Source organism: Streptomyces sp. bgisy130 (assembly GCF_057708345.1).
This window is the reverse complement of the sequence record NZ_JBYISA010000009.1, coordinates 16,910-41,223: the sequence shown is the minus strand read 5'-3', so window position 1 is coordinate 41,223 and position 24,314 is coordinate 16,910. Positions and strand designations below refer to the sequence as shown.

The following is a 24,314-nucleotide window of genomic DNA, read 5'->3' as shown; positions in this document are numbered from 1 at the left end:
CGCCCGGGCGCCGGGACGGCGGCCGTTCCCCGGTCCGGGGGGCGGGCTGCGGACCGTGCCCCCGTTTCACCCGGAAGCGCGGACGGTGCCGCGGCCGGGTACGCGGACAGGCCCGGTCCGCGAGGGATCCGGGCCCGTACCCGAGGCGGGGCGACGCGGCCGCAGGACGAGGACCGTGTCCTGCGGCTCTGCTGTGCTCATGGCAGGAGCTGAGCGCGTACGGCCGGGGCGCGGCCGTGCTCATGCGCTACGGACGGGCAGGACCGGCCCGGGGGGCACGGTCCGCCGCGGCTACTTCTTGCCGCCGTCCTTGCCGCCCTTGTCCTTGTCGCCACCGGCGCCCATGGACTCGAAGATCTCCTTGCACATGGGGCAGACCGGGTACTTCTTCGGGTCGCGACCCGGGACCCAGACCTTGCCGCACAGCGCGACGACGGGGGTACCGTCGAGCGCGCTCGCCATGATCTTGTCTTTCTGGACGTAATGGGCGAAGCGCTCGTGGTCGCCGTCGCCGTGCGACACCTGCGGTGTCGGCTCTACGAGGGTCCCCGTACCTGCCCCGCGCTCGGGCTCAACAGTGCTCATAACAGCCAAGGGTACTCACGCGCGCGACAACCCGGGAGCGTCGGCCCACCGCCAGGAGGAGCGCCGGACCCGCGGCCGCCACCCCGGGCAGCGCATCCGGCGCCGGGCCGGGCCGGCTAGGAAGCCACCGCCATCCCGCCCCGGTCCCCGGCCGTCAGCCCCAGCTCCGTCGCGAACGCCAGCGCGGCGTCCGGCCGGACCTCGTACCAGGTGTCCTGGCCGCAGACCGTGTCGAGCAGGGTGGCGATGTCCTGGGCGCCGACCGTGCGGGCCTCGGCGGCGGCGAGGAAGGCGCGGACCGCTCCCACCGCGTCGACCTCGGTCTCCGTACGGGCCACGAGGTCCTCGGCGATCTCCCGGACCGCGTCGTCACCCGGCGCGACCCAGCTCATGGCCGTCTCCAGGCCGTCGTCCGGCATCTTCTCGGGGTACGGCGCGCGGGCCCAGGCGCCGTCCTGCCACCAGTAGACGAAGCCGAAGAGATTGCCGTCGGCGTCCTCCCGCAGCTCCTCCCAGGGCAGCCACGCGGGGCCGCCGTCCAGAAAGTCGATCTGCCGGCCTCCGCTGTGCGTGTGACTGCCGTCGGAGTCCTGCCCGCACAGCAGGGCCCGGCCGCCCTCGAACATTTTCAGCCGCCACCAGTAGCTTCCGCCGACGTTCCAGCACTGCAATCCCTGGTCGCTCCAGGAGAATTCGTCCCCGTCGTCCACGGCGGCCGCCACTACCGCCAGCGTCGCGGCGCGCGCCCACAGGCGCTCCGGGTGGTCCAGATCTTCGGGCACGCTCGGCCTGTGCATGGCCTCTCCCCGTGTGTCCAGCGCGGCCCCGCCGACGCGGCCGCGCACCGTCCCCTGTCATCCCGCACCATAGCGACGGGCGCTGACAATTCCCCATGACGAAGCCGTCACAATAATCAAGTCGTCAACAAAAAGGGGCTGGTGGCGCAGCGGCCGCGCGTCATCCCTGGCGGGCGCGACCGGCAAATTCACCCCCGCGCCCCGGAAGGGATCAGTTCAGCGACGGATCGTCCGGGTAGGTGGCCACCATGGCCAGCTCATTGCGTTGGCGGCGCAGCACCGCGCGCCACAGCTGCTCCGGGTCCGGCGAGGAGACATCGCCGGGCTCGGACTCGACCACGTACCAGGCGCCCTCGACCAGTTCGTCCTCCAACTGGCCCGGCCCCCAGCCCGCGTACCCGGCGAAGATCCGCAGACTGCCGAGCACCGCCGCGAGCAGTTCCGGAGGGGCCTCCAGATCGACCAGACCGATCGCGCCGTGCACCCTGCGCCAGCCCAGCGGCTCGTCACCCGACTGGACGCCCGCCCGGTCCGCGGCCGGTGCGCCGGCGACCTCCACGCCGTCGTCATGGGGGCGGGCGCCGCTGTCCACCGACGGGATACCGCCCTCACCGGACAGCCCGCCGGGCACCACGGCCACCCCGAGCGCCGAGTCCAGCGACACCGGTCCGCCCTGGAAGACCACTCCCGGCTCACCGGCCAGTGCGGCCCAGGGCGCGAGGATGTCCGCCACCCCGACCGGGGTGGGGCGGTTCAGGACCACGCCGAGGGAGCCCTCCTCGTCGTGGTCGAGGAGCAGCACCACCGCGCGGTCGAAGTTCGGATCGGCGAGCGCGGGCGTCGCGACGAGTAGCCGCCCTGTGAGCGAGGACACCTCGGTCATGGCCACATGATCCCGCACTTCTGCCCGGAGCGGGGAGTCAACGCCGGGACCCGCGTGAGAGCAGGGCAGGGCGTACGGCGGCAGCACCGGCGCACACCGTCGGCGCCGGATCGTCCATTGGCGACATTCCCCGGCAATCCCCCCAAAGGGCGATTACAGAGCAAAGACTGATCGTAGCGGAGGGTGTTGTGGCAAAGCCATTACATGTGCAAAGCGTGCACGGGCCTACGGGCACACCGCCCGACGCCCTTACCATTTCAGCTTGCCCCCTGCCCGTCTCCAGGAACGCGAGATCCATGACCGTCTCTACTGACGACGTACTGCTTGTCCACGGCGGCACCCCGCTCGAGGGCGAGATCCGGGTTCGCGGCGCGAAGAACCTTGTGCCCAAGGCCATGGTCGCCGCCCTCCTCGGGAGCGGCCCCAGCCGACTGCGCAATGTGCCCGACATCCGCGACGTACGCGTGGTGCGCGGGCTGCTCCAGCTGCACGGCGTCACGGTGCGCCCCGGTGACGAGCCGGGCGAGCTGATCCTCGACCCGTCGCACGTGGAGAGCGCCAACGTCGCGGACATCGATGCGCATGCGGGCTCCTCCCGGATCCCGATCCTGTTCTGCGGCCCGCTGCTGCACCGCCTCGGCCACGCCTTCATCCCCGGCCTGGGCGGCTGCGACATCGGCGGCCGGCCCGTGGACTTCCACTTCGACGTGCTGCGCCAGTTCGGCGCGACGATCGAGAAGCGCGCCGACGGGCAGTACCTGGAGGCGCCGCACCGGCTGCGCGGCACCAAGATCCGGCTGCCGTACCCGTCGGTCGGCTCGACCGAACAGGTGCTGCTGACCGCCGTCCTGGCCGAGGGCGTCACCGAGCTGTCGAACGCCGCCGTGGAACCGGAGATCGAGGACCTCATCTGCGTCTTGCAGAAGATGGGCGCGATCATTTCCATGGACACCGACCGGACGATCCGGATCACCGGTGTCGACAAGCTCGACGGCTACAACCACCGCGCCCTCCCGGACCGCCTGGAGGCGGCCTCCTGGGCGTCCGCGGCACTGGCCACCGAGGGCAACATCTATGTCCGCGGCGCCCAGCAGCGGTCGATGATGACCTTCCTCAACACCTTCCGCAAGGTCGGCGGCGCCTTCGAGATCGAGGACGAGGGCATCCGCTTCTGGCACCCGGGCGGTCTGCTCAACGCCATCGCCCTGGAGACCGACGTCCACCCCGGCTTCCAGACCGACTGGCAGCAGCCGCTGGTCGTCGCGCTGACCCAGGCGTCGGGCCTGTCGATCGTGCACGAGACGGTCTACGAGTCCCGGCTCGGCTTCACCTCCGCGCTCAACCAGATGGGCGCGCACATCCAGCTCTACCGCGAGTGCCTGGGCGGCTCCGCCTGCCGCTTCGGCCAGCGCAACTTCCTGCACTCCGCGGTCGTCTCCGGGCCCACCAAGCTCCAGGGCTCCGACCTGGTCATCCCCGACCTGCGCGGCGGGTTCTCGTATCTGATCGCGGCGCTGGCGGCGCAGGGCACCTCCCGGGTGCACGGCATCGACCTGATCAACCGCGGCTACGAGAACTTCATGGAGAAGCTCGTCGAACTCGGCGCCGATGTAGAGCTGCCGAACGGCGCCCTGCCCAACTGAGCCGCGCCGATGGGGCGGTACCCGCAGGGGTGCCGCCCGGTGGCTCCGGGGACGGGTGCGCCCGGTGGCTCCGGGGACGGGTGCGCCTGGCGGTCCCGGCCGCGTGCCGTCCGGCAGTTGCCGCGAGCACGGCGGTGACGCGCCCGTAACGCAGGCGCTGACACCGTCCCGCCTATTCGGGCGCGCACCCGAGGTACAGCGGGAGTTTCGCGGCCGCCGCGCCCAGTTCGGCCCGCTCCGCCTCGGTCGGTGCCCGCCGTCCGGTGCCGACCAGCAGCGCGTCCTTGTCGGAGAACGACGCGGGGAACGCGGCCCCGGCGATCTGCTCCAGCATCGCGCGGGACCGGGCGAGCCCCTCCGCCGACGGTTCCGCCGCGTCCGGCAGATGGGCGATCAGGTCGAGGTGGTGCAGCGTCCACTCCAGGACGTACGCGGAGAGGTACTCGCCCGTGGTGAGGACCTCTCCACGGGTGCCGACCCGGCGGTCCGGATCGGCGAGTTCGGCGGCCCGGCCGGCCGCGGAGCCGATGTCGTCCAAGTGGAACCTGAGCAGCCACGGCTCCTGGTACGCGGCGGCCAGCCGGACGGTCAGCGCGTCGAGCGGGTCGTCACCGGTCGGCGGCGTGGTGACGACATCCCAGTAGGTGACCGCGTCGCGGGTCGGTTCCGTTTCGGCCGGGGTCACCAAGGTGATCAGGACATCCTGGGCGTCGATGACCAGATGACACACCAGGTCCCGTACGAGCCAGCCGGTGCAGCCGGACGGCCGGACGAAGTCCGCGTCCGGGAGTCCGGCGACCACCGCTCGCAGCGCCGTCCAGGAGCGTGAGAAGAGATCCACCCCGGCAACGTAGTTCGGTGCCGTGAGGGCGGACAACCGCATTAGCGCCCGGCGCCGGGACGGGTACGCCGCCCGCCCACGGGCCCGGATGCCCGCGGACCCGACCGTGCCGCACTGCGTACCCACCCCCCGTACGGCCATGGCGGCCCGCCTGACGGGCGAAGACCCCGCAGGCTTCCCGTTCACCCCGCCCAGTCCCTCCGGGGCGGGCACAGACCGCCTCGCGGGCACCGGACCGCCCGCGTCCGGGCACCGGCCGCCCCGTACGGCTCCGGACCGGTCCTGCGGGCGCCCCCGGCACACGAAAAGGCGGCCACCCCAAAAGGGATGGCCGCCCTGTCATGCCGTGCTGAGGGTCTTACTTACCCTTGGCGGCTTCCTTGAGCTTGGAGCCCGCGGAGACCTTCACGCTGTAGCCGGCCGGGATCTGGATCGGGTCGCCGGTCTGCGGGTTGCGCGCGGTGCGAGCGGCACGGTGGGTGCGCTCGAAGGTGAGGAAGCCGGGGATGGTGACCTTCTCGTCGCCCTTGGCGACGATCTCGCCGGTCACCTCGGCGAGGGCGGCCAGAACGGCGTCGGCGTCCTTGCGGGTCACCTCGGCGCGATCGGCCAGAGCGGCCACCAGCTCACTGCGGTTCATGTTTGTACTCCCGTGTTCTTCTTGCCAATGAGGCGTGAGATCGAAGCCGATGCTGCCAGGGTCCTCGGACAGTCCCCGGACCCGGGTCTGGTGCCAGACCCTCGCGCCCGATTACGCATCCTGCCCCCACCTGCGGCGGTAAAGCCAATCCGGCACCCAGGAGGGTCACACGAAAAGCGCCACTGCCTCGTTAGTGGTGACGCTCCGTATTATTCCCGCTCCGGGCCGGCCCCACAGGGCGGCGGTCGCTTGCTGCCCGCCACCCTATGGGGGCCCCAACGACGGCGTGTCCAGCGACGCGCCGTACTCAGACCGCCGTGGTGGCCGTCACAGCCGGGTCACCGGCCTTCGCGGCCTCCCGGACCGCACCGGCCACCGCGCCCGCGACCTTCTCGTTGAAGACGCTGGGGATGATGTAGTTCGGGTTGACCTCGTCCTCCAGGACGACGTCCGCGAGGGCTCCGGCCGCGGCCAGCATCATCTCGGTGTTCACCGTACGGGAGTGGGCGTCCAGGAGGCCGCGGAAGACTCCGGGGAACACCAGGACGTTGTTGATCTGGTTGGGGAAGTCGGAACGGCCGGTGGCCACCACGGCGGCGGTCTGCCGGGCGATGGCCGGGTCGACCTCGGGGTCCGGGTTGGCGAGTGCGAACACGATCGCGCCTTCGGCCATCTTCGCGACATCCTCGCCGCCCAGGACGTTGGGCGCGGAGACGCCGATGAAGACGTCCGCGCCGACCACGGCCTCCTTGAGGGTGCCGGTGACGCCCTCGGGGTTGGTGTTGTCGGCAATCCAGCGCAGCGGCGAGTCCGGGTCGGCGCTCACCAGGTCCGTACGGCCGGCGTGCACCACACCGTGGATGTCGGCGACGACGGCGTGCCGGACACCGGCCGCAATCAGCAGCTTGAGGATGGCGGTACCGGCCGCACCGGCGCCGGACATCACGACCCGGACGTCCTCGGTCTTCTTGCCGACGACGCGCAGCGCGTTGGTGAGCGCGGCGAGCACCACGATGGCGGTGCCGTGCTGGTCGTCGTGGAAGACCGGGATGTCCAGGGCCTCGCGCAGCCGCGCCTCGATCTCGAAGCAGCGGGGGGCGGAGATGTCCTCCAGGTTGATGCCGGCGAAGCCGGGGGCGATGGCCTTGACGATCTCCACGATGGCGTCGGTGTCCTGGGTGTCCAGGCACAGCGGCCAGGCGTCGATGCCGGCGAAGCGCTTGAAGAGGGCCGCCTTGCCCTCCATGACGGGCAGTGCGGCCTTGGGACCGATGTTGCCGAGGCCGAGGACGGCGGAGCCGTCGGTGACCACCGCGACGCTGTTGCGTTTGATGGTCAGACGGCGGGCGTCCTCGGGGTTGTCGGCGATGGCCTGGCAGACGCGGGCGACACCGGGGGTGTAGATCATCGAGAGGTCGTCACGGTTGCGGATGGGGTGCTTCGACGACATCTCGATCTTGCCGCCGAGGTGCATCAGGAAGGTACGGTCGGAGACCTTGCCGAGCGAGACGCCCTCGATGGTGCGCAGCTGCTGGACGATCTCGTCGGCGTGCGCCGTGGAGGTCGCCGCGATGGTGACGTCGATCCGGAGCTTCTCGTGGCCGGACGCCGTGACGTCGAGGCCGGTCACCGAGCCTCCGTGGGACTCGACGGCCGTGGTGAGCTGGGAGACCGCGGTTCCGCTCGCGGGCACCTCCAGCCGGACCGTCATCGAGTAGGAGACGCTGGGCGCCGTTGCCATGGCCGACTTCCTCTGCTTTCACCGTGTGGCTGAATTTGCCGTCCGATCGTCGCACCTACCGCGGAGTACGCGGTAGCCGCCCGGCATTGCGAACATTTTGTTCGCGGGCGGCGGCTACTTCGGAAAACGGCTTCCACCATACGAGATGTGGCAACCACAGCAAAGAGGCCCACATCACCGGGTGACGTGGGCCTCTTTCACGTGAACGGCACCGACCCGCCATGCTCGCCTCGCGGCAAGTGGTCGCTCGTAGCGACGATGGTTGGGCCCGGGGGCTTGGATCGAGCCGGTGCCGTCACCCAGGCTAACAAACCATCCCCGGAAGCGAATCCCGTCCCGCGGGGCCGATTTCAAGACCCCTCGGACGGCGGCGCGCACGCCCGGCGCAGGCCGCCGAACGGGTGCCGGCCCGGGCCGGCCGACGGTTCAGTCCCGCAGCAGGTCGGGCACTCCCGCCGCGTCCGGTTCGTCCCGTTCGGCCGACAGTACGGTCAGCTGCTGGGTGGCCCGGGTCAGCGCCACATACAGGACCCGCAGGCCGGCCGGGGACTCATCGGCGATCTCGGCCGGGGAGACCACCAGCGTCGCGTCGTACTCCAGCCCCTTGGCCTCCAGGGAGCCCAGCGCCACCACGCGTTCGCCGAGCGGGGCCAGCCAACGGCGGGCCTGCGCACGGCGGTTCATGGCCACCACGACGCCGACCGTGCCGTCCACCTCGCCCAGCAGCCGCTCGGCCTCGGCCACCGTGGCCTGCGCCAGCGCCGATTCGCCCGCGGACCCGTCCGGCCCCGCCCCGTCCGGGGCGAGCGCGAAGCGGGGCTCCAGGCCCGTGGAGCGGACCGCCGTCGGTGACGGCATACCGGGCATCGCCAGCGCCAGCACCCGGGCGGCCAGCTCGGCGATCTCCGCGGGGTTGCGGTAGTTCACGGTGAGCGTGAAGCGGCGGCGCGGGCGGGTGCCCAGCGCCTCGTCGCGGGCGACGGCGGCCTCGTCCGGGTCGGACCAGGAGGACTGCGCGGGGTCGCCGACCACCGTCCAGGTCGCGTGCCGCCCGCGGCGGCCGACCATCCGCCACTGCATCGGCGTCAGGTCCTGTGCCTCGTCGACGATCACATGGGCGTAGTCGGTGCGCTCCTCCTCCAGCCGTTCGCGCCGGCTGCGGCCGCCGCCGTTGCGGTCGGTGTAGGTCGTGAGCTCCTCCAGGCCGGTCAGGTGGTCCAGCGGATCGGCCTCCCGCGGCCGGGCCGGGCGCATCGGGGCGCCGAGGACCATCTGGAGCTCGTCCAGCAGGGCGACATCGTGCACCGACAGCGGGCCGTGACCGGTCCGGTCCAACCGCTGGAGCGAACGGGCCAGTTGGCGTACCTCGCGCGGGTTGAGCAGCCGGCGCCCCCAGCGGCCGAGCAGCCGCTCGTCGGCCATTGCGGCCAGTACGCCGCGCGGGGTCAGCTCGGGCCACCAGGCGTCCAGGAACTCCTGGAAGTCGGGCTCGGTGATGATGTCCTCGTCGAAGCCCTCGCGGGCCTCGGCGGCGAGCTCGGGGTCCGTGTAGCGGCGCGCGGCACCCGACTTGGCCCACAGGGCGTCCAGGATCAGCCGGCGGGCCCGCGGGCGCAGCAGGTTGACCGGCGCGGTGCCGCCGAGCGCGGACTGCCGGATGGCGCGCAGCTCGTCGGCCGCCAGCTCGATCCGGCCACCGAACGCGACGACCCGCAGGTGCGCGGGCGGGCCCGCGTCGGGCGTGGCCGGGCCGGGGCGCGGGCCTCGGGTGCGTCTCCTGCGGCTTCCATTGGGGGCCGGGTCCGGGGCCGCCGCGTCCCGGTCCGCCGTGTCCCCGGCCGCGCCGAAGAGGTCGTCGAGGGACAGCTGGGCGTCCCCGTCCCGGTCTTCTGTCCCGACCCCGTTCCCGTTCGCGTTCCCGTTCCCGTTCGCGTTCCCGTTGCCGTTCCCGCTCGCCGCCGTGATGGCCGCCGGGCCGGTGGGCTGCGTGCCCGGTCCCGCCAGCTCCAGCGCGCCCCGGGCCGCCTTGCGCAGCAGCTTCTGCATCCGCGAGGAGCCCTTGATACGGGCCACCGCCGGCGAGTCGTAAGCGGCGGCCTCGGCGCCGTCCACCAGCGAGCCGAGCGCCCGGATGGCGACCTGGCCCTCCTCGCCCAGCGACGGCAGCACGCCTTCGGTGTAGGCGACCAGCAGCGGCGTCGGGGAGACGATCAGGATGCCGCCCGCGTAGCGGCGGCGGTCCTGGTAGAGGAGGTAGGCGGCGCGGTGCAGGGCGACCGCGGTCTTGCCCGTGCCGGGTCCGCCCTCGACCTCCGTGACGGAGGCGGCGGGCGCCCGGATCACCTTGTCCTGCTCGGCCTGGATGGAGGCGACGATGTCCCGCATGGTGTGGCTGCGGGCCCGGCCGAGCGCGGCCATCAGCGCACCGTCACCGATCGCCGGCAGCTCCGCGCCGTCCAGCGTCGCGGTGACCTCCGGGCGCATCAGATCGTCCTCGACGCCGAGGACCTTACGGCCCTTGGAGCGGATCACCCGTCGACGCACCACCCGGCCGGGGTCTACCGGGGTGGCCCGGTAGAAGGGGGCGGCGGCCGGTGCCCGCCAGTCGATGACCAGCGGGGAGTAGTCCGCGTCGAGGACGCCGAGCCGGCCGATGTGCAGCGTCTCGGCGATGGTGGCGCGGTTGTTCTCGATCGCGCCGTCGGCCGGTTCGACGGAGGTGAAGGCGCCGTCCGGCCCCTTCTTGCCGTCCTTGCCGAGGAGCAGGTCGATGCGGCCGAAGAGGAAGTCCTCGTACTCGGAATTCAGGCGATGGAGATGGACGCCGGCCTGGAAGACCTGGGCGTCCCGCTCGGCGAGCGCGCCGGGCGTGCCGACCTGGCCGCGCTTGGCGGCGTCGTCCATCAGGAACTCCGCCTCGTGGATCTTCTCCTCGAGGCGCCGGTAGACACGGTCCAGATGCGTCTGCTCGGCTTCGATCTCGCGGTCGCGAACGGAATCCGGGGCGTGCTCCGGTGCGTGCGTGGCGTTGTGCGCGGCCACCCAGGCCCCCTTCTGCTGTGCGTAGGGCAGCCGTCAACCGTACGCGAACCAGGCACGCTGCGCACCTGGTGAAAGGGACAAAAACGGGCGAGTTTGGTCGGATGTTGACTCGGACGGCTACGTCGGGTGTGCGCGGGCCGCGCCCCGCACCGTCTCCGGCCGGGGCGCCGGTCCGGGCACCCCGGAGTCTCAGGCCTTGATCGTCGCCAGCCGCTTGCCGTCCAGCGTGTTGATCTCGAAGTGGTCGATGTCGCCGCGGTTGAGGGCCGCGCCGCCGGTCGCGTAGAGCGGCTCGCGGTTCCACTTCTCGGCGCCGCCCGGGATGCCGTAGCCGCCCTTGGGGACCGCCCAGGTGGTGATGGTCTGCCGCTTGCCGTCCTTGCCGACGGCGACCAGATCGCAGCTCTGCGGCCCCTTGACGTTGGCGAGTTCCATGACGACCTGGGTGCCCCAGGGCCGGGCGGCCATGGAGACGCCCGCCGAGACCTTGGTCTCCGGGTCGACGGAGGTCACCTTCTCGCCCGCGGCGTACTGGGCCCGCACGGCGTTCGCCAGCGGCGGCGGCTCCTTGTCGCCTCCCCCGGTGAGGGAGACGGCGGCGAGCGGCCCGCCGATGATCAGCACGACGGCCGCGGCGACCAGATACAGCCGGCGCCGGCCGCGGCTGCGGCGGGTGGCGTCGACCTCGTCGAGCAGCCCGTCCAGCACCCGGCGCCCGGGGACGGCCGTGATCGTCTCCTGGGTGGGGGCGGACTGCTTGAACTCGGCGAGCACCGGCGTGAGGGCCATCAGCTCCTCGAGTTCGGCCGCGCACCGTTCACAGCCGACGAGATGCCGCTCGAACCGGTCCGCGTCGGCGGCGTCCAGGACGCCCAGCACATAGGCGCCGACGTCGCTGTGCCGGTCCGGCTGCGTGGGCGGGATCACTCCGTCACTCCTCGTTCCTCGAGCGAGAGCTTCAGGGAGCGCAGCGCGTAGAACACCCGGGACCGCACGGTTCCGGCCGGCACGCGCAGCACCTCCGCTGCCTCATTGACCGTACGTTCCTTGAAGTACGTCTCGACGAGGGCCTCTCGGTGGGCCTGGCTCAGGTCGCTCAGCGCCTCGGAGATCGTCATCAGGCGCAGCGCCCGGTCGATCACATCGGCGGCGGGCATGGTCTCCAGCGGGGTCGCGTCGACCTCTTGGGGCCGTGCCTTACGGCTGCGGTGCCCGTCGATCACGATCCGCCGTGCGACGGTCACCAGCCATGGGCGGATCGAGCCGGTCGCCCGCTGGAGCTGGTCGGCGTTGCGCCAGGCGCGCACCAGCGTCTCCTGCACCACGTCCTCGGCGCGATGCCGGTCGCCCGCCACCAGCCGCAGGACGAAGGCGAGAAGCGGGCCCGCGTGATCGTCATAGAGGGCTCGCATGAGCTCCTCTTCAGGTGTCGTCCTGTCTGCCACGACGGCATCCTTACGCACTCCAACTCCCGGGTCGATAGCCCAGATCGCCCAAGATCGACGGGGACCCTGCCATGAATCGGACTTGCGGTGAGGAGTACGGACGGGACGGACGGGGCGTTCAGCGGCCGGCGGAAAAATTTTCCGCGGCGGTGACGGGGCTCGTGGCGGTGCCCGTGACGGGGTTTATGGCGGGGTTTGTGACGGGGTCCGTGGCGGCGTCCCCGGACTGCTCCCGGCGCACCATCGTCCGCCGCCGGTGCCGCGCCACCCGCTCCCGGTTGCCGCACACTTCGCTGGAGCACCAACGACGGCGCCGGCCCCGTGAGGTGTCCAGGTAGACCAGGGTGCAGCTCTCGCCCTCACACTGGCGCAGCTGCCCGCGCGCCACCGCGTCGGTGAGCAGCCCGATCGCGTCCCGGGCCACCGCGGCCAGCAGTCCGGCGCACTCGGGCGGGCCGGTGAGGGCGCGGGCCAGGGTGCCGTCGGCGGCGCGTACCGCGGACGGGGCGGGCGGCTGTCCGGCGGCGGCCGCGGAGTTGAGCAGCGCCAGATCGGCCCCGTCCGCCTGTCCCCGCAGCTCGTCGTGCACCACCCGGACCAGCAGGTCCCGCAGCGCGTGGAAGCGGCCGAGCCAGCCGGCGTCGACGTCGTCGAGCGGGGTGCCGTGCGGCACCAGGCCCGCGCCGGTCAGCCAGGCCCGCAACTGGTCCGGGCCGGTGAGGCGTTCGGCGGCGGTGCCGTCGGCGGTGGCGGCCAGGTCCAGACAGAGCCGCCCGCAGTCGAACCGCAGATCGCAAGGCACCGCCATGTTCCTGTCACTCCTTGGGGACCGGACGTGTGTGCTCCCAGAGTGCCCGGCCCGCGGCCCGGCCGGAACCCTCCGGAGGGGGCCGCTCCGCGCACCCGCGCCACGTAGACACCGGGCGTAGACCCTGGATGTATACACCTGATGTATAGTCCCGGGCAGGCACTCCGCAGGCCGCCCGGACCGGTCCGCCGCATGCTGGGTTCGTGTCCCGCTCCATCTGCCCGGCCCCCGCACCTCAGCTCCTCCAGGACGAAGGTCTCCATGTCGCGCAAGTCCCTGCTCACGAACCGCGCCAGCCTCACCCACAAGGTCGGCTACGCGCTCCGCCACCCGTCCCGGATCACCCCGTACGTCAAACGCACCACCCGCGACACCTGGCTGCGCCTCAAACACCCCGACCACGTGGCGTACTACCGGGCGGTGATGGCCTCCGACACCGGCCGCAACCCGGAGGCCGCGGTCGGCAGCCGCAGCCATGAGCGCTGGCTGGCGCTGGGCGAGATGCAGTTCGATTACCTGGCCGAGCACGGCCTGAAGGCCGGCCACCGGATGCTGGACATCGGCTGCGGCAATCTGCGTGCCGGCTGGCGCTTCATCGCCTACCTGGACACCGGCAACTACTACGGCATCGACATCTCGCCGGACATCCTGATCTCCGCGAAGCAGACCCTGACCACCTACGAACTCCAGGACAAACTGCCGCACTTGACGATCACTCAGGACCTGAAGCTGGACTTCCTGCCGTCCGCCCACTTCGACGTCGTCCACGCGCACAGCGTCTTCTCGCACTCACCGCTCGATGTCATCGACGAGTGCCTCGCCCATGTCGGCCGGATTCTGGCCCCCGGCGGCTTCTTCGACTTCACCTTCGACCGCACCGAGGGCGCCGAACACCAGGTGCTGCGCGAGGACTTCTACTACCGGACCGAGACCCTGTTGCAGCTCGCCCGCAAACACGGCCTGGAGGCGCGCTTCATGGACGACTGGGAGAAGCGCCCGCACGGCCAGTCCAAGATCCGCGTCAGCAACCCGGTGTAGGGCGGGGCTTCCGGAGCACCAGGGTGGCCCGCCCCGCCCCGCTACTCCCCGCCGTACTTGTCCGTGTCCGCATGCGGGTCCAACGACAGCCGGTAGCCGCGCTTGACGACCGTCTGGATCAGCTTGGGTGCACCCAGTGCCACCCGCAGCCGGGCCATCGCGGTCTCCACCGCATGCTCGTCCCGGCCCGCGCCCGGCAGCGCCCGCAGCAGGTCGGCACGGGACACCACCCAGCCGGGGCGGCGGGCCAGCGCGCGCAGCAGCCCCATGCCGGCCGGCGGCACCGGCCGCAGCACACCGTCCAGCACCACGGCATGCCCCCGGATCTCCAGCCGCCGCCCGGCCACCGGCAACGGCCGTACCCGGCCCGGGAGTTCCCGGCACAGCAGCTGCACCAGCGGCCCCAGCCGGAACCGCTCCGGCTGGAGCGTGGGCACGTCCTCCGCCTCCAGCGGCAGCGCGGTCACCGGCCCCACGCACACCGTCAGCACGTCCTTCCGCAGCGCCGCCAGCACCTCCTCCCGGATCCCACGCTCCCCGGCCCGGCGCAGCAGCGACGCGGCGGCCGGCGCGCTGGTGAAGGTCACCGCGTCCAGCCCGCGCCCGGTCACCGCGTCCAGCAGCCGGTCGACCGGCCCGATGTCCTCCGGCGGCATCCAGCGGTAGACGGGGACGCCGACGACCTCGGCGCCGTCCGCCCGCAGCGCCTCCACGAACCCCGGCAGCGGCTCCCCGTGCAGCTGGAGGGCCACCCGGCGCCCGGCGACGCCCTCCGCCAGCAGCCGGTCCAGCACCTCGGCCATCGACTCGGAGGCCGGTGACCACTTCTCGGTCAGCCCGGCGGCCCGGATGGCCCCCCGTACCTTGGGCCCGCGCGCCAGCAGCTCCACCCCGGCCAGCCGGTCCAGCAGCGCCTCCCCCAGGCCCCAGCCCTCCGCCGCCTCGATCCAGCCGCGGAAGCCGATCGCCGTAGTGGCGACGACGATGTCCGGTGCGCGCTCGATCAGATCCCGGGTCACCGCCAGCAACTCGGTGTCATCGGGCAGCGGCACGATCCGCAGGGCGGGCGCGTGCAGCACCTGGGCGCCGCGGCGCTCCAGCAGCGCGCCCAGCTCCTCCGCCCGCCGGGCCGCGGTCACCCCGACGGTGAACCCCTCCAGCGGCCGGACGGCCGGTTCGCTACCCGATTCCGGCGCCGTCCGCCCCGGCTCGCCGTGCTCCTGCTGCTGCTCGTACATGGTCGTCCCGCTCCGCCCAGAGAGGTGTGGTGCCTCGTGCTTCCCGTCCCGCCGCGGCTCGGGCGGCACGGAGTGCCAGGACGCCAGCGTGCCAACAGCACGTGACAGCCCCGGTCCTCCCATATTTCCCCGGGGTTACGACGCTCCGCACGCCCGGCCCGTACGACCGGGCGGATACGGCCCGTACGACGGGCGGATACGGGGCGGGCGCGACGCCCCCCGGAGCCCGCCGCGCCCGCCCCTCCCCCTCCGCTCACACCTCCGCGTACACCGCGTGCCGCTGCTCGTCCGCCGGTGCCGCGTCCGTCGCCTCCCCCGCGTCCGCCGCCCGCGCCGTACGCCGCGCACGGGCCGCCGGGCGCAGGTATACGGTCCAGGTCACCGCGCCGCACACCACATAGCAGCCGAGGAACGACACAAAGGCCGGCGTGCCCGACCCCGCCACCAGGAACGACTGCCGAAAGGCGAGGTTGATGGCCAGCCCGCCGAGCGCGCCCACCGCCCCGATCAGCCCCATCGCCGCCCCGGACAGCCGCCGCCCGTAAGCCGCGGCCTCCTCCCCCGCCAGCCCGCGCCGCAGCGCCTGGGCCTGGAAGATCCCCGGGATCATCTTGTACGTGGAGCCGTTGCCGAGCCCCGTCAGCACGAACAGCACGATGAACCCGACGAGGAACACCGGCAGCGACCGCACCGACGACGCGTAAATGACGACGCCGGTGGCCAGCCCCATCGCCGCGAAGTTGCCCAGCGTGATCCGGGCGCCGCCGAACCGGTCCGCCAGCCGCCCGCCGACCGGCCGGATCAGCGAACCCAGCAGCGGCCCGATGAAGGTCAGCGACGCCGCCTGGAGGGGCGTACGCGCGAACTGGTTCTGGAGCACCAGGCCAAAGGCGAAGCTGTAGCCGATGAACGACCCGAAGGTGCCGAGGTACAGCAGCGACATCACCCAGGTGTGCGGCTCCCGGGCAGCGTCGAGGGCCGCCCCGGTGTCGTTCGTGACCGGCGCGAGGTTGTCCATGAACAGCGCCGCACACACTGCCGCGACCACGATCAGCGGCACATAAACGGCCAGCACGATCCGCGGATGCGCCGCCCCCGCGGTGCCGATCACCAGCAGCCCCAGCAGCTGGATCACCGGCACCCCGATGTTCCCGCCCCCGGCGTTCATCCCCAGCGCCCACCCCTTCTTCCGCAGCGGATAGAAGGAGTTGATGTTGGTCATCGACGAGGCGAAGTTCCCGCCGCCGACCCCCGCCAGCGCCGCGACCAGCAGGAACGTCGTGTACGAGGTGCCCGGCTCCAGCACCACCGCCGCCACCGAGGTCGGCACCAGCAGCATCGCGGCGCTGATCACCGTCCAGTTGCGCCCGCCGAACCGCGCCACCGCGAAGGTGTACGGCACCCGCAGCACCCCGCCCACCACGGTCGGCATCGCCACCAGGAAGAACTTCTCGGCCGGCGCGATCCCGTACTCGGGCCCCATGAACAGCACCATCACCGACCACAGGCTCCAGACCGAGAACCCGATGTGCTCGGAGAGCACGGAGAACACCAGATTCCGCCGCGCGATCCGCTCCCCCGTCTCCCGCCAGAAGCCCTCGTCCTCCGGGTCCCAGCGCTCGATCCACCGGCCGCCCCGCCTCTGCCGAACCGCGCCACCACCGCCGTCAGGGCTCTCGTTACGGGTCTCTGCTGCCGCGGCCGTCATCGCGCCTCCCAAGGGGTCGGGTCCTGCTCACCGACGCTAGGGAGGCCGGGTTTCCGTGCCGTGCTGCCCGGTGACGCGTACGAAACCTTGCGCTCACCGGGTGCGGCGGGGGCGGGTGAGGCCGCGCGGCCGCTCGTGCGGGGCCGATCCGCGCATTCCCCCGGCGGCGGTCGCGCTGCGTAACTATGCTGCCGCGCCATGCGGACCCGTACTCCTGGTGAGTACGGGCGCACACACGGTCACCGGGGAGCGGCCAGGGGGAGTGGAAGGCCATGCAGTCGCGAAAGAAGCCGAAGAACCGGCACTCCGCAGCAATGGAAGTCATCGGCGCGCAACTGGCGATGTTCCGCATCAAAGCCGGACTCACCCAGCGCGCCCTCGGCGAACGGGCCTCCGTCGCCGAGGAGACCATCGCCTCCATCGAGCAGGGCAGGCGGGCCCTGATGCCTCACCTGGCACGGGAGCTCGATCAAATCCTGGGTACGGGAGGGGCGTTGGCGACGGGGGTGGAGAACCTGCCGCCGAAGGAAAAGTATCCGATCTGGGCGGAGGAGTTCATCGCGTATGAGAAGCAGGCCATCGCGCTCAGTGGCTACGAACACGGGGTCCTGCCCGGCCTGCTCCAGACCGAGGACTACGCCCGTGCCACCTTCCGCAGCAACATCCCGTACCTCGACGAGGAGACGGTCGAACGGCGGGTCGCGGGGCGGCTGGAACGCCAGCGGCTCCTGCACAAGGCCGATCCCGTCATCGCCAGCTTCGTCTTCTCCGAGGCTCTCGTGACGAGCAATCTCGGCGGGCGGGCGGTCATGCGGGCCCAGATTTCCCACCTGCGCACCTGCGCCGAACTCGACGGCGTCTCGATGCAGATCCTGCCGCAGAGCCGCGAGCACCACGCCGGTCTCAACGGTCCGTTCGTGGTGCTGGAAACCCCCGATCATCAACACCTGGCCTATACCGAGGCGCAGCGCAGCAGCGTGCTGATTTCCGACGCGGAGGAGGTCAGCATCCTCTCTCAGAAGTATGGAATGCTGCGAATGCAGGCCCTCGACGCCGAAGAGACCATGGGTCTGCTGGACCGGCTGCTAGGAGAGCGATGACCCACCTGACATGGTTCAAATCGAGCTACAGCGGCGATGAGGGCGGCAACTGCCTCGAAGTGGCCTATGAATGGCGCAAGTCCAGCTACAGCAGTGAGCAAGGCGGCAACTGCCTAGAAGTTGCCTACGACTGGCACAAGTCCACCCACAGCAGCGAGCAAGGCGGCGCCTGCCTAGAGGTCGCTTCCCACCCCACCACCATCCACATCCGCGACTCCAAGGACCCCGAGGGCCCGCACCTCGACGTCTCGCCGGGCGCCTGGGCCGCCTTCACCTCATTCGCGACACGTACCGCCACCGCCGCCCCAACGGCCCCGTAACCAGCCCTACTCGGCCGCTTCCCGCGGCGCGCCCATCCAGATCGTGTCGGCGCAGATATTCATCCGCAGCCGCTTGCCCTTCTCGTCGCGGGCCACGACCGCCCGGCCGTCCGCCTTGTCGTGCGGCGCGGACACCACGGCGGTGTCATTGGTGACGGCCACGGGCTCGTTCAGCAGCGAGCCCTTGGGGCAGTCCCGGTAGCGCAGGCCGGCCGTCACCGTGCCGCCGCGCCGCAGGTCTATCGGCAGGGCCCGGCCGTGTCCGCGGGCGTCGGACTGGGGGCCCTTGCCGAGGTGGACCGCGAAGGCCGGGAAGCCGCGGAACACACACGGGTCCGTGCCCTTGTTGACCACGGACAGCCGGGCCTCGCGGTGCTTGGCGCGCGGCTGCTTCTTGAGGACGGTGACCTTCCACCGCAGGCCCTTGGTCGTGCAGTTGGCGTGCAGTGGCGCCATCCGCGGGGAGCCGCAGCCGGTCAGGGCCAGGCCCGCCAGGGCGGTTAAGGTCAGCGCGGCGGCCGCCGCCGCGAGAAGTGAACGCCGTCGCACGGCCGCTCCTCCTGTTCGTTCCACGGACGATTCCCTGCCGTTAAGGAAAGGTTTTCCCGCGCCCGCGGTTGCCTGTGCGTGGCTACTTTCTGCCGTACGTCGCGCAGCGCCTGTCCGTCACCCGTCACCCGTCTACGCCCATCGCCCGTGCATCCGCCGCCGGGAGCCACCATGCGGCGGCGGGCGGCGCCAGCCAGGCGTGCCGCCCGGCCAGTTCCGTCGCGGCCGCCCGCAACGCGTCCAGCCCCGGATGCCGCAGCCCGCGCCGCCACACCATCGACACCGGAGAGAGCGGTACGGGGTCGACGAGCGGCCGCAGCACCATCCCCGGCACGTCCATGAACTCCACGCTCGCCAGCACCGACCACCCCCGCTTGCGCACCACCCGGACGAACTCCTGCGAGCCCTCGATCTCCGGGAACGGCTCGGCCGTCGCGATGCCGCGCCCGGCGAAGAGCCGCTCGGCCAGGTCGGTCCACTCCACCGTCTGCGGATTCCCGGCGGCGGCGTAGAGCGTCTCGCCGGCCAGTTCCGCGAGCGGGACGGCGGGCCGGGCGGCCAGCGGGTGATCGTCGCGCAGCAGGACCGCCATCGGCTCCAGCCGGACCGGCTGGTGGTCGAGACCGGCGCGTACGTCGGCGGGCAGCGCCGCGTACCGGCCGAAGGAGACATCGAGCCGTCCGGCCGCCATCTCGGCCGCCGCCCCCGTCAGCCCGCTGTGGAAGCGGGCGACCAGCTCACAGTCGTCCGGCACCCGGCCCCTGGCCGCCTCCAGGACCGCGTGGGCGGTACCGATCGGCACGCTCACATCGACCAGCAACGGCCGCTCGGGCGCGGAGCGGAACGCGGTGGCCAGCTCCTCCTGCGCGGTCAACACCCGCCGCGCGTACGGCAGCAGCCGCTCCCCGTCCGGCGTCAGCGCGACCCGGCGGGTGCTCCGTACGAACAGCGTGGCCCCCAACTCCCGCTCCAGCCGCCGGATATCGCGGCTCAGCGCCTGCTGGGCGACGTACAGCCGGGCGGCGGCCCGGGTGAAGTGCAGCTCCTCGGCGACGGCGGTGAACGCCCGCAGCAGTCGCGGATCGATGTCGTACGGCATCGGGCCATCCTGGCAGGATCAGCGGCGGTGGCCACCCTCGATTTTCATTGACAACTCAGGCGCGTAAATGGGCGCTGACCAGGTGTTGGACGGGCGAGGGATGCGGCGGCGACCGTAGACGGCATGATCCTCTTCCTCGCCGCCCGGCCGGTCACCGCCCCTCCCGTACGCCGGACCTCGCCCGTACGCCCGGCCCCTCCCGTCCCCCCGGCCCCGCGCCGCCGCGCACGCTTCCGCCCGTTCGCACGCTTCCGCCCCTTCGCCCTCCTCCGCCCGTTCGCGCCCTACCGGCGGATCTTCGCCGTCCCCGGCAGCCGCGCCTTCACGGCCGCCAACCTGCTGGCCCGGCTGCCCATGGGGATGCTCAGCATCAGCGCGGTCCTGATGATCGCCGGGTCGCGCGGCTCCTATGCGCTGGCCGGGGCCGTCACGGCCACCGGGCTGGCGGCGACGGCGCTGGCCGGCCCGTGGACCGCCCGGCTGATCGACCGCTACGGCCAGTCCCGTATCACGGTCCCGGCCACCGCGCTCGCCACCCTCGGCTCGCTCTCCCTCCTCCTCTGCGTCCACTACGGCGCGCCCGACTGGACCCTCTTCGCCTCGTACGCCGCCACCGCGACGACTCCCAACACCGGCGGTATGTCCCGCGCCCGCTGGGCGCACCTCTTCCGCGACGACCCGGCCGCCCGGCACACCGCCAACTCCTTCGAACAGGCCGCGGACGAGCTGTGCTTCCTGCTCGGACCGGTGCTCGCCACGCTGCTGTGCACCACCCTCTTCCCGGAGGCGGGCACGGCGGTGGGCGCGGCGCTGCTGCTGACCGGGGTGCTGCTCTTCGCGGCTCAGCGCCGCACCGAACCCCCGCCCGCCGCCCGCACCGCGACCGGCGCCCCGGCCCGCTCCCCGCTGCGGCTGCCGGACCTGCCGCCCCTCCTGCTCACCTTCCTCTGCACCGGCGCAGTCTTCGGCTCCCTGGAGGTGGTCACCCTCGCCTACGCCGACGCCCACGGCATCCGCTCCGCCGGGGGCGCCCTGCTGGCCCTCCAGGCGGCGGGCTCCGGCGCGGCCGGGCTGCTCTACGGGCTGCTGCCGCCCGCGGCCCGTACCGGCCGCCGCTTCCTCCGCTGCACCGGCGCCATGGCGGCCCTGATGCTGCTCCCGCTGCTCGCGGCGGCGGCCGGAAGCCCGGCGACCCTGGCCACCGCGCTCCTCCTGGCCGGTATGGCCACCGCGCCGACCATGGTCACCGGCATGGGACTGGTCCAGTCGCGGACGCCGCCGGAGCAGCTGAACGAGGGCATGACCCTCGCCGTGACCGCACTGCTCGGCGGTATCGCGGCCGGCTCGGCGGGCGGCGGCTGGGCGGTCGACCACCTGGCCGGTGCGGGCGCGGCCTACGGGGTGCCCGCGGCGGCGGCCGCCCTCGCGGGCACCGTCACCCTGCTCACGGCCCGCCGGCGTCGGCACCGCCCGTGAAACGACCTCCCGGGCCGCCGGCGCCCGCACCACTCGTGAAACGACTCAGGCCCCGCTGTCCTCACGGACAGACGGGGCCTGGGCCTACATGGGATGACGGGGTCCGGGGGGCATACCCCCCGGCTCTCCGTGTGGTGGAGATGGCGGGAATCGAACCCGCGTCCAACGGTGCGGAATCAGGGCTTCTCCGAGTGCAGTTCGCTGCGATTTTCTCGGCCCCGGAGATCACGCGAACAAGTCTCCGACGGGCCCAGTCACTGTTTAATTTCCTTCTGCACCCCGTGACCGGGTCCAGAAGTTTAGTCCCCTAGCTGATGCCAGGATCCGGGTCGGGAACAGCCCCGGGCTGACACTTCGCAAGTCGCTACTTAGGCAGCGAGGGCGAAGGAATCGCGCTTGGTATTGGCGATTATTGGTTGCGACATATGGTTAACGAGATCATTGCCGCTTCCTCGACTCGCTTCCCCTGCTTCGACATCCGCTGTCGAAACCGATCATCCCCATGTTGATTTATCAAGGTGGTACCCACACCCCTCGTGGGGTGTTGCAGCCATCGTACGGGAACAACGCCCGCGGGTGCCAGCGTATTCCCCGGCAGGCCCACCAGGACCGGCCCATCGGGGCAGATCAGGCCCGCTGCCGCCGCCGGGCCGCGGAGATCGCCCGGTCGGTCTCCCGGCGGTCCTGCTGCTCGCGGAGCGTCTGCCGCTTGTCGTACTCCTTCTTGCCCTTGGCCAGCGCGATCTCGACCTTGGCCCGGCCGTCCTTGAAATAGAGGGCGAGCGGCACGATCGTGTGGCCCGACTCCTGGCTCTTGGACTCCAGCTTGTCGATCTCGGCGCGGTGCATCAGCAGCTTCCGCTTGCGCCGCGCACTGTGATTCGTCCAGGTCCCCTGGGCGTATTCCGGAATATGTACGTTGTGCAGCCAGGCCTCGTTGTTGTCGATCTGGACGAAACCGTCCACCAGCGACGCCCGGCCCTGCCGCAGCGACTTCACCTCGGTGCCGGACAGCACCAGACCACACTCGTAGGTGTCCAGAATGTGGTAGTCGTGCCGCGCCTTCTTGTGCTGCGCCACGAGCTTGCGCCCGGGATCCTTGTCCTTGCCCTTGTCCTTAGCCATAGTGCGGCCATTTTCGCACTAAGACCCGCCCCCGAGGCCACTCAATACCGTGCGGGCCCGAGTCTCCGCACCGCTCCCCGCGACCAGGTCGGGCGTGAGGCCGGAATCGTCGACGGTCCGGCCCGACGGGGTGCGGTAGTGGCCGACGGTCAGCTCGGCGACCGAGCCGTCCGGGAGTTCGCTGGGCATCTGCACCGCGCCCTTGCCGAAGGTCGGGGAGCCGACCAGCACCGCCCGGCCGCGGTCCTGGAGGGCGCCGGCCAGCAGCTCGGCGGCGCTCATCGTGCCCCCGTCGACGAGGACGACCAGCGGAAGGTCCGTATTCCCGCCGCGCTTGGCGTACAGGGCACGCTGCTCGCCGCGGACGTCGTAGGTCGCGACCAGGCCGCCGTCCAGGAAGGCGGAGGCGGTGGCGACGGCCTCGGTGACCAGGCCGCCGGTGTTGCCCCGCAGGTCGAGCAGCATGCCGTCGTCCGCCGATGCCTCGCGCACCGCCCGGCGGACCGCGGCGCCGGTGCCCTTGGTGAACGCGGCGATCCTGACGCGGGTCGGGCCGTGGCCGGCGGCCGGCCGGTCGACGACGACATTGCGGGATCTGAGCCGGGTGCGGTGCAGGGTCTCGGTCCAGCGGCGGTCGCCGCGCTGGAGGTCCAGGGTCACCGGGCTGCCGGCCGTGGCGGGACCACGGGCGCCCCCGGAGGCGGCGCCGCGCAGCCGGGCCACGACCTCGGTGACCGGGGCGTGCCGGGTGCTGCGGCCGTCGACGGCGCGCAGCCGGTCACCCACCGCGATACCGGCCCGTGCGGCGGGGCTGCCGGGCTGGACCCGGGACACCGCGATCCGGCCGCCGTCGGCCGGCCGTACCCAGATCCCGACGCCGACATAGCCGCCGCCCAACTGCTCCTGGAAATCCTCGTACTCGCCCGGGGTGTAGATCGTCGACCAGCGGTCGCCGCTGCGGCTGACGACCTCGGCGGCGGCCTGCGCACCGGACTTGCCGTCCTCGACGGCCTCGGAGGCGGCCCGCTCGACGGCGGCGCGGTCCGCGAGGGCGGAGGTGCGGGCGTGCGCTCCGGAGGGCATCCGGTCCGGGGTGGTGCGCCCGGCGGCACCCTCCGCCGCATCGCTCCACGTCCCCGTCACCACACCGGTGGCGAGGACGCTCGCGAGGAACAACGTCAGGGCCGCCCCGCGGCGAATGCGGCGGGGCCGGTCGTACGAACACGGGCCCGACATGCCGGTGAGTCTAGGGGACAAAAGGGCGCCGTACGGCAAGTTGCCGTACGGCGCCCCTTGGCAAAGCTCACACCTTGAGGTACTTGCGCAACGCGAAGAACGCGGCGAGCGCAGGCATCAGCAGCCCGATCAGAAGGACCAGCGGGAGGACCGTCACCACCGAGTCCCAGCCGATGAAGTTGATCACCTGGATCTTCTTCGCCAGCCAGTTGTTGACGAGGATGTACTTGCCGCCGACGATCAGCACACAGGCGAACGCGGCGCCGAGCAGGCCCGCGATGGCCGCCTCCAGGATGAACGGCATCTGGATGTAGAAGCTGGACGCTCCCACCAGCCGCATGATCCCGGTCTCCCGCCGCCTGCTGAACGCCGACACCCGGACGGTGTTGACGATCAGCATCAGCGCAACGACCAGCATCAGCCCCATCACGACCAGCGCGGCGATATTCATGCCGTTGAGGAGGTTGAACAGCGGCTCAACGGTGTCCCGTTGGTCCTGCACCTCCATGACGCCGGGCCGCTCGGAGAACGCCGACTTGATGACCGTGAACTTCGTGGGGTCCTTGAGCTTGACGCGGTAGGACTCCGGAAGCTGGTCGGGCGTCACCAGTCCGGCGACGGGGGTGTCCCCGAACTGCTCCTTGTAGTGCTTGTAGGCCTGATCGCTGGACTCGTAGGTCACGTCCTGCACGATCGGCAGCCGGTCGAGCTCGGCCTTGATGTCGTTCTTCTGCTGCTGGGTGGCCGCGCCCTTCGCGCAGTTGGCACCGCTGTCGGCGTCGTTCTTGTTGCAGAAGAAGATGGAGACGTTGACCTTGTCGTACCAGTAGCCCTTCATGGTGCTGACCTGGTCGCGCATCAGCAGCGAGGCGCCGAACAGACCGAGCGAGAGGGCTACGGAGACGATGACGGCGAACGTCATCGTGAGGTTTCGGCGGAGACCGACGCCGATCTCCGACAGGACGAACTGGGCGCGCATGGCGTCCTTTCAGTACTGGGG

At 71.7% G+C, this 24,314-nt stretch carries 22 protein-coding genes and 1 other RNA gene; 5 read left to right on the top strand and 18 right to left on the bottom strand.

Annotation, left to right across the window (positions count from 1 at the left end; genetic code table 11):
- Nucleotides 1-291: 291 nt before the first annotated feature.
- The 3 genes from AC3EUV_RS14690 to AC3EUV_RS14680 form a co-directional block, all read right to left on the bottom strand.
- Nucleotides 292-585, bottom strand: a complete 294-nt coding sequence (locus AC3EUV_RS14690; RefSeq protein ID WP_078568732.1) for a DUF3039 domain-containing protein — start codon at nucleotides 583-585, stop codon at nucleotides 292-294.
- Between the two features lie 116 nt (nucleotides 586-701).
- Nucleotides 702-1,382, bottom strand: coding sequence for a hypothetical protein (locus AC3EUV_RS14685; RefSeq protein WP_432140899.1), 681 nt, complete (start codon nucleotides 1,380-1,382; stop codon nucleotides 702-704).
- 211 nt (nucleotides 1,383-1,593) lie between these two features.
- Entirely contained in the window at nucleotides 1,594-2,265 is a 672-nt protein-coding gene (locus AC3EUV_RS14680; RefSeq protein ID WP_190144817.1) for a YqgE/AlgH family protein, read from the bottom strand.
- 296 nt (nucleotides 2,266-2,561) lie between these two features.
- On the opposite strand from AC3EUV_RS14680, the gene murA reads away from it, so the two are divergent.
- Nucleotides 2,562-3,908, top strand: a complete 1,347-nt coding sequence (murA, locus tag AC3EUV_RS14675) for a UDP-N-acetylglucosamine 1-carboxyvinyltransferase (RefSeq protein ID WP_432140900.1) — start codon at nucleotides 2,562-2,564, stop codon at nucleotides 3,906-3,908.
- A 172-nt stretch (nucleotides 3,909-4,080) separates the two neighbouring features.
- On the opposite strand, the gene AC3EUV_RS14670 is transcribed toward murA, so the two are convergent.
- The 7 genes from AC3EUV_RS14670 to AC3EUV_RS14640 form a co-directional block, all read right to left on the bottom strand.
- Nucleotides 4,081-4,749 (bottom strand): maleylpyruvate isomerase N-terminal domain-containing protein, encoded by a 669-nt coding sequence (locus tag AC3EUV_RS14670; protein WP_435603086.1) that lies wholly within the window; start codon nucleotides 4,747-4,749, stop codon nucleotides 4,081-4,083.
- A 358-nt stretch (nucleotides 4,750-5,107) separates the two neighbouring features.
- On the bottom strand, nucleotides 5,108-5,389 hold the full coding sequence (locus AC3EUV_RS14665; RefSeq protein ID WP_030069353.1) for an HU family DNA-binding protein: 282 nt from the start codon (nucleotides 5,387-5,389) through the stop codon (nucleotides 5,108-5,110).
- 307 nt (nucleotides 5,390-5,696) lie between these two features.
- Entirely contained in the window at nucleotides 5,697-7,130 is a 1,434-nt protein-coding gene (locus AC3EUV_RS14660; protein WP_432140902.1) for an NAD-dependent malic enzyme, read from the bottom strand.
- Nucleotides 7,131-7,556: 426 nt separating this feature from the next.
- Nucleotides 7,557-10,172, bottom strand: coding sequence for a HelD family protein (locus AC3EUV_RS14655; protein WP_435603085.1), 2,616 nt, complete (start codon nucleotides 10,170-10,172; stop codon nucleotides 7,557-7,559).
- A gap of 189 nt (nucleotides 10,173-10,361) precedes the next feature.
- Nucleotides 10,362-11,099 (bottom strand): anti-sigma factor family protein, encoded by a 738-nt coding sequence (locus tag AC3EUV_RS14650; RefSeq protein ID WP_432140904.1) that lies wholly within the window; start codon nucleotides 11,097-11,099, stop codon nucleotides 10,362-10,364.
- Nucleotides 11,096-11,635, bottom strand: a complete 540-nt coding sequence (locus AC3EUV_RS14645) for a sigma-70 family RNA polymerase sigma factor (protein WP_107070693.1) — start codon at nucleotides 11,633-11,635, stop codon at nucleotides 11,096-11,098. The genes AC3EUV_RS14650 and AC3EUV_RS14645 overlap by 4 nt, the downstream gene beginning before the upstream one ends.
- Nucleotides 11,636-11,735: 100 nt before the next feature.
- Entirely contained in the window at nucleotides 11,736-12,425 is a 690-nt protein-coding gene (locus AC3EUV_RS14640; protein WP_435603084.1) for a CGNR zinc finger domain-containing protein, read from the bottom strand.
- 261 nt (nucleotides 12,426-12,686) lie between these two features.
- Here AC3EUV_RS14640 and AC3EUV_RS14635 point away from each other — a divergent pair, with 261 nt between their 5' ends.
- Nucleotides 12,687-13,463 carry a class I SAM-dependent methyltransferase gene (locus AC3EUV_RS14635; RefSeq protein WP_432140906.1) on the top strand — a complete coding sequence of 259 codons (777 nt, stop codon included), beginning with the start codon at nucleotides 12,687-12,689 and terminating at the stop codon, nucleotides 13,461-13,463.
- A gap of 41 nt (nucleotides 13,464-13,504) precedes the next feature.
- Here the strand turns inward: AC3EUV_RS14635 and AC3EUV_RS14630 are convergent, their stop codons facing one another.
- Nucleotides 13,505-14,701 (bottom strand): uroporphyrinogen-III synthase, encoded by a 1,197-nt coding sequence (locus tag AC3EUV_RS14630; protein WP_432140907.1) that lies wholly within the window; start codon nucleotides 14,699-14,701, stop codon nucleotides 13,505-13,507.
- A gap of 253 nt (nucleotides 14,702-14,954) precedes the next feature.
- Nucleotides 14,955-16,409 carry a nitrate/nitrite transporter gene (locus AC3EUV_RS14625; protein WP_435603083.1) on the bottom strand — a complete coding sequence of 485 codons (1,455 nt, stop codon included), beginning with the start codon at nucleotides 16,407-16,409 and terminating at the stop codon, nucleotides 14,955-14,957.
- Nucleotides 16,410-16,681: 272 nt separating this feature from the next.
- Between AC3EUV_RS14625 and AC3EUV_RS14620 the strand changes: the two genes are divergently transcribed.
- Complete coding sequence (locus tag AC3EUV_RS14620; RefSeq protein WP_435603082.1) at nucleotides 16,682-17,509, top strand: helix-turn-helix domain-containing protein; 828 nt, start codon at nucleotides 16,682-16,684, stop codon at nucleotides 17,507-17,509.
- Nucleotides 17,506-17,829 (top strand): DUF397 domain-containing protein, encoded by a 324-nt coding sequence (locus AC3EUV_RS14615; RefSeq protein WP_435603081.1) that lies wholly within the window; start codon nucleotides 17,506-17,508, stop codon nucleotides 17,827-17,829. Before AC3EUV_RS14620 ends, AC3EUV_RS14615 begins: the two co-directional genes overlap by 4 nt.
- Before the next feature lie 6 nt (nucleotides 17,830-17,835).
- Here the strand turns inward: AC3EUV_RS14615 and AC3EUV_RS14610 are convergent, their stop codons facing one another.
- Both AC3EUV_RS14610 and AC3EUV_RS14605 read right to left on the bottom strand, forming a co-directional pair.
- Nucleotides 17,836-18,378, bottom strand: coding sequence for a DUF4232 domain-containing protein (locus tag AC3EUV_RS14610; RefSeq protein ID WP_435603080.1), 543 nt, complete (start codon nucleotides 18,376-18,378; stop codon nucleotides 17,836-17,838).
- A 124-nt stretch (nucleotides 18,379-18,502) separates the two neighbouring features.
- Nucleotides 18,503-19,477: a LysR family transcriptional regulator gene (locus AC3EUV_RS14605; protein WP_435603079.1), complete on the bottom strand. Its 975-nt coding sequence runs from the start codon at nucleotides 19,475-19,477 to the stop codon at nucleotides 18,503-18,505.
- Nucleotides 19,478-19,600: 123 nt separating this feature from the next.
- Between AC3EUV_RS14605 and AC3EUV_RS14600 the strand changes: the two genes are divergently transcribed.
- The gene (locus tag AC3EUV_RS14600) at nucleotides 19,601-20,953 is read left to right on the top strand and encodes an MFS transporter (protein WP_435603078.1); all 1,353 of its coding nucleotides are present in this window, start codon (nucleotides 19,601-19,603) and stop codon (nucleotides 20,951-20,953) included.
- 132 nt (nucleotides 20,954-21,085) lie between these two features.
- Here the strand turns inward: AC3EUV_RS14600 and ssrA are convergent.
- The 4 genes from ssrA to ftsX all read right to left on the bottom strand — a co-directional run bounded on the left by ssrA (nucleotide 21,086) and on the right by ftsX (nucleotide 24,293).
- Nucleotides 21,086-21,455: a transfer-messenger RNA gene (gene ssrA / locus AC3EUV_RS14595) on the bottom strand.
- 125 nt (nucleotides 21,456-21,580) lie between these two features.
- On the bottom strand, nucleotides 21,581-22,078 hold the full coding sequence (smpB, locus tag AC3EUV_RS14590) for an SsrA-binding protein SmpB (protein ID WP_018091245.1): 498 nt from the start codon (nucleotides 22,076-22,078) through the stop codon (nucleotides 21,581-21,583).
- A gap of 18 nt (nucleotides 22,079-22,096) precedes the next feature.
- Nucleotides 22,097-23,314 (bottom strand): S41 family peptidase, encoded by a 1,218-nt coding sequence (locus tag AC3EUV_RS14585; RefSeq protein WP_435603077.1) that lies wholly within the window; start codon nucleotides 23,312-23,314, stop codon nucleotides 22,097-22,099.
- Nucleotides 23,315-23,381: 67 nt separating this feature from the next.
- Nucleotides 23,382-24,293, bottom strand: a complete 912-nt coding sequence (gene ftsX, locus AC3EUV_RS14580) for a permease-like cell division protein FtsX (RefSeq protein WP_398836082.1) — start codon at nucleotides 24,291-24,293, stop codon at nucleotides 23,382-23,384.
- Nucleotides 24,294-24,314: the final 21 nt, after the last annotated feature.